3 protein-coding genes are annotated in these 4,048 nt (G+C 71.4%); 1 reads left to right on the forward strand and 2 read right to left on the reverse strand.

Annotated elements, in window-relative coordinates; all coding sequences use genetic code 11:
• Window positions 1-43 precede the first annotated feature (43 nt).
• Window positions 44-466, reverse strand: coding sequence for a DUF350 domain-containing protein (locus ACFTZL_RS42130; RefSeq protein ID WP_184598941.1), 423 nt, complete (start codon window positions 464-466; stop codon window positions 44-46).
• Window positions 467-589: 123 nt separating this feature from the next.
• A complete protein-coding gene (locus ACFTZL_RS42135; RefSeq protein ID WP_382595076.1) occupies window positions 590-3,121 on the reverse strand; it encodes a SpoIIE family protein phosphatase in 2,532 nt (843 codons plus the stop codon).
• A 278-nt stretch (window positions 3,122-3,399) separates the two neighbouring features.
• On the opposite strand from ACFTZL_RS42135, the gene ACFTZL_RS42140 reads away from it, so the two are divergent.
• Window positions 3,400-4,048 (forward strand): oxygenase MpaB family protein (locus ACFTZL_RS42140; protein ID WP_382595079.1); only part of this gene is annotated, 649 nt, incomplete at its 3' end.

Genomic DNA, 4,048 nt, shown 5'->3' on the forward strand with positions numbered 1-4,048 from the left:
GTCCGGCAGGGGGCCGACAGGACCGCTCGTCGGGAGATCCGCGTCAGGCGATGGACGCCGACAGGATGGCCGACACAGCGAGATTGCAGGACGCCGTCACCCAGACCGCGGGGTGCGGCTCCGGCTCGACCAGCGCCGCGCCCAGGCGCCCCGGCGTGATCAGGTCCACCACCAGGAACGCCACGGCCATCATCACCAGACCCAGCAGCCCGAACGCGGCGGTCGAGACCAGTCCCTTGCCGAAGTCCTCGTAGGTCGTCCAGATGGACGTGAACACGATGCCACCGATACCGAGCAGCGCGGAGCTGAGCACCATGGCGGCGTTGCGGTTGCGCTGTTCCCAGATCTGCCGGCCCAGCTTTCCGGGCGTGAGCACGTCGACCAGGACGATGCCGAGGACCAGCAGAACCAGTCCGAGTCCGCCGTAAGCGGTGGCCCTGCCAAGTCCGTTGACGATGTCGCTCATGGGTGGGCGGCTCCGTAGCGTGAGAGATCGTGAATGATCGCGGTCAAGGAACAGCAAAATGTAACGCACCTGTTCGGCACCCCGACCGGCCCCCCTGGCCTGATCCACCGGCCCATGGCGCCGTCACGACGCGGGCAGCGCCTGCTCGCACCAGATGGTCTTGCCCGTGGTCGTCTGCCGGGTGCCCCAGCCCTGGGTGAGCTGGGCGACGAGGAGCAGTCCGCGCCCGCCCTCGTCGAAGGCCCGGGCACGCCGCAGATGCGGCGCGGTGCTGCTGGTGTCGGACACCTCGCAGATCAGCGTGTGATCGCGGATGAGCCGGAGCTGGATCGGCGGTTGCCCGTAACGGATGGCGTTGGTGACCAGCTCGCTCACCACCAGTTCGATGACGAACGTCGCCTCCGTCAGCCCCCAGGCGTCGAGCTGCTCGACGACCAGCTTGCGCGCGCGCTCCACCTGGACCGGCTCCGCCGGGATCTGCCACGTCGCGACATGGTCCGACGGCAGAGCGCGGGTCCGGGCCAGCAGCAGCGCCACGTCGTCGGCGGCCCGGTCGGTGAGCAGGGATCCGATCACGGTGTCACAGGCTTCCTCCAGAGACTCCGCGGGCCGCTCCAGGGCGCGGCACAACTCGGCCAGCCCGACGTCGATGTCCCGGTGGCGCGCCTCGACGAGGCCGTCGGTGTACAGGGCGAGCACACTCCCGGCGTCCAGTTCCAGATCTGTGGCTTCGAAGGGCAGGCTGCCGATCCCCAGCGGGGGGCCGACATGACCGGAGACGACGTGCGCCGTGCCGTCCGGAGCCAGGACGGCGGGCATCGGGTGCCCGGCCGTGGCCAGCGTGCACCGGCGGGAGACCGGGTCGTACACCGCGTACAGGCAGGTGGCACCGAGGTCGGCCGAGGAGAACCCGAGGTCGTGCGCCCCTTCGTCGTCTCCGGGTCCGCCGGGCAGGGGTTCGCCTTCGGAGAGGTGCAGGATGAGGTCGTCGAGGTGGGTGAGCAGTTCGTCGGGCGGCAGGTCGACATCGGCCAGCGTGCGCACGGCGGTGCGCAGCCGGCCCATGGCCGCGGAGGCTTGGAGACCGTGTCCGACGACGTCCCCGACGACCAGGGCGACCCGGCTGCCCGACAGCGGGATCACGTCGTACCAGTCACCGCCGACCCCGGTCCGTGTCCAGGCGGGCAGGTAGCGGGAGGCCACCTCCACGGCCGTCTGGTAGGGCAGGCGCTGCGGCAGCAGGTGACGCTGCAGGGCCAGCGCGGTGGACCGCTCCCGGGTGAAGCGGCGCGCGTTGTCGACGGCTACCGCCGCCTTGGCAGCCAGCTCCTCGGCGAAGGCCACATCGTCGGGCCCGAAGGGATCGGGTCGGCTGCGCCAGAAATCCACCGTGCCCAGCGTCACCCCTCTGGCCTGCAACGGTGTCCTGATCCTGGAGTGGATGCCGTACGCGAGGACGCGCGCCGCCGCCTCCGGCTGCTCCGACGCCCACTCGGTGCTGTCACGCAGGTCCGCGTCGAGCCTGGCCCGCCCGGAGAGCGGCCCCCGGGCCTCGGGCGGGGGCGAGGTCAGGTCCGGCAGGGCTGCCAGACCCAGCAAGGGGGCATCGTCCCGGACCCCGTCCGCGGCCACCCGGCGCAGCCGCGTGTCGACTCCGGCGGTCGGCTCGTCGCCGCGCAGGACCGGTTCCAGCAGGTCGACGGTGGTGAAGTCGGCGAACTCCGGAACCGCCACCCGCGCCAACTCGCGGGCCGTCTGTTCCACATCCAGCCCGGTGCCCACCGACACACTCGCCCCGTACAGCAGCTCCAGGCGCTTGTACAGGAACTCCAGACGCTCACGGGCTTCCTCGGTCCGCTCGCGGCTTTCCTGCAACGAGGCGGCCATGGTGTTGAACGACGCTGCCAGCGCGGCGACCTCCGCCACCCTGCTGGACGGCACCCGTACCTCCAGGTCGCCGTTCGCCAGCCGCCCCGCCGCCGAGGCCGCGCGCCGCAGTGGCCGCACGATGGCCCGGTGCTGGAACACGGTGAGCGTGACGATGAGCGCGGTCAGTCCGGCGAGCCCCGCACACGCCACGATCACGGCCCGCTGGGCGCTGGCGTCCGTGGCGTCCTGGCGCTCCTGGAGCTTGGCCCGCTCATCGGTGATGTACGCGCTGAACCGGGCCCGCAGCGCGTCCACCCGCTGCTTGCCCTCAGCCGTCGCCGCCGGACTGGAGGCCGAGGGATCGTCCCGCCGGACCGCCTCGACCAGAGGTACCGAGTAGTCCGTGAGGAACGAGTCGATGTCCCTGTTGATCTGTCTCGCGAGACGGCGCTGATCCGGGGAGGTCGCCGATGCCACGAGCCGCCTGGCCTCGGCCGGATAGCTGTCCCGTGCCGCTTGCCAGGGCTGAAGGAAGGCCTCGTCCCGGGTGATGACGAAGCCCCGCTGTCCGGTTTCCAGGTCGATCAGATGCTGTTCCAGAGTGCCGGCATCGGTGATGGCCTCGCGAGAGGCCCTCGCGTCGGCCGTGAAGCCGCGAGAGTCACCGATGACTTGCAGCAGGACGGCGAACGCGACACCGATCAACACCGCCAGGAAGCCGCTCGCCAGGACCGAGGTGCTCGTCAGCCCCAGGCGCCTGCTCCCACCCCCGGGCCGTGTCCTCATGATCCGCCCACCTAGGTCGTCCGACCGCCGGCGAGGTGACGTCCCCTGGTGCGCGGCTCGGCCTTCCAGGTACAAGGCGGCCGCCGAAGCCACCCGGCCGGCGGTGGACGCGCAGGTTTTCGCACGTGCAGAACGTTCGTCGAGCAGTGTCCAGGCTAGTGGAGCCGGTCACGCCCCGCACCCGGCTGCCGTGCCCGGCAGAGGCCTCCGAAAGGCGAACCGGGGCAGAAGAAGTCATAGGAGACTGATCCGTCTGTCGCCCTGGTCAGGAGGACGCGATGCCCAGGAGACTCCTCCCCGAAGGCGGCCCCTCGCTGCGTGACCGGCTCGGCAGGGAGATCTTCTCCCGCGTGGCGGGTCCGGAGGGCCCGGGCAACCGGGCGCGCATCCACGGCACACCCGGTCCCCGCTGGTTCGGCCCCGAGCGGCCCGTCAGGAGGGTGCACGGGGACGCCGCGATGTTCATCGGAGGTCTGTCGGCCCTGCTGCTCCAGTCGCTCCATCCCCTGGCCATGGCCGCCGTGGCCGGGCATTCGGGCTTCCGCGGAGATCCATGGGGACGGCTGCAGCGGACCAGCACCTTCCTGGCCGTCACCACCTACGGGCCCGCCCGCAGCGCACAGGAGGCCTGTGACCGCGTACGTGCCGTCCACGAGACGGTGCACGGCACGACCGCCGACGGTCGGTCCTACTCCGCCGCTGACCCGCATCTGCTGTGCTGGGTGCACATCGCCGAGGTCGACAGTTTCCTGCGCGCCCATCAGCGCTACGGGGCGCATCCCCTCGACGACGAGGGACGCGACGCCTACGTCGCCGACATGGCACGCATCGCCATGGCGCTCGGCGTCCCGGACCCGCCGGTGAACGCCGCCGAACTCGCCGCGCGCCTGGCCGCCTACCGCGGCGAGCTGCGCGCCACCGAAGAGG

It is taken from the genome of Streptomyces sp. NPDC056948, from assembly GCF_042674225.1.
Taxonomy (GTDB): domain Bacteria; phylum Actinomycetota; class Actinomycetes; order Streptomycetales; family Streptomycetaceae; genus Streptomyces; species Streptomyces purpurascens.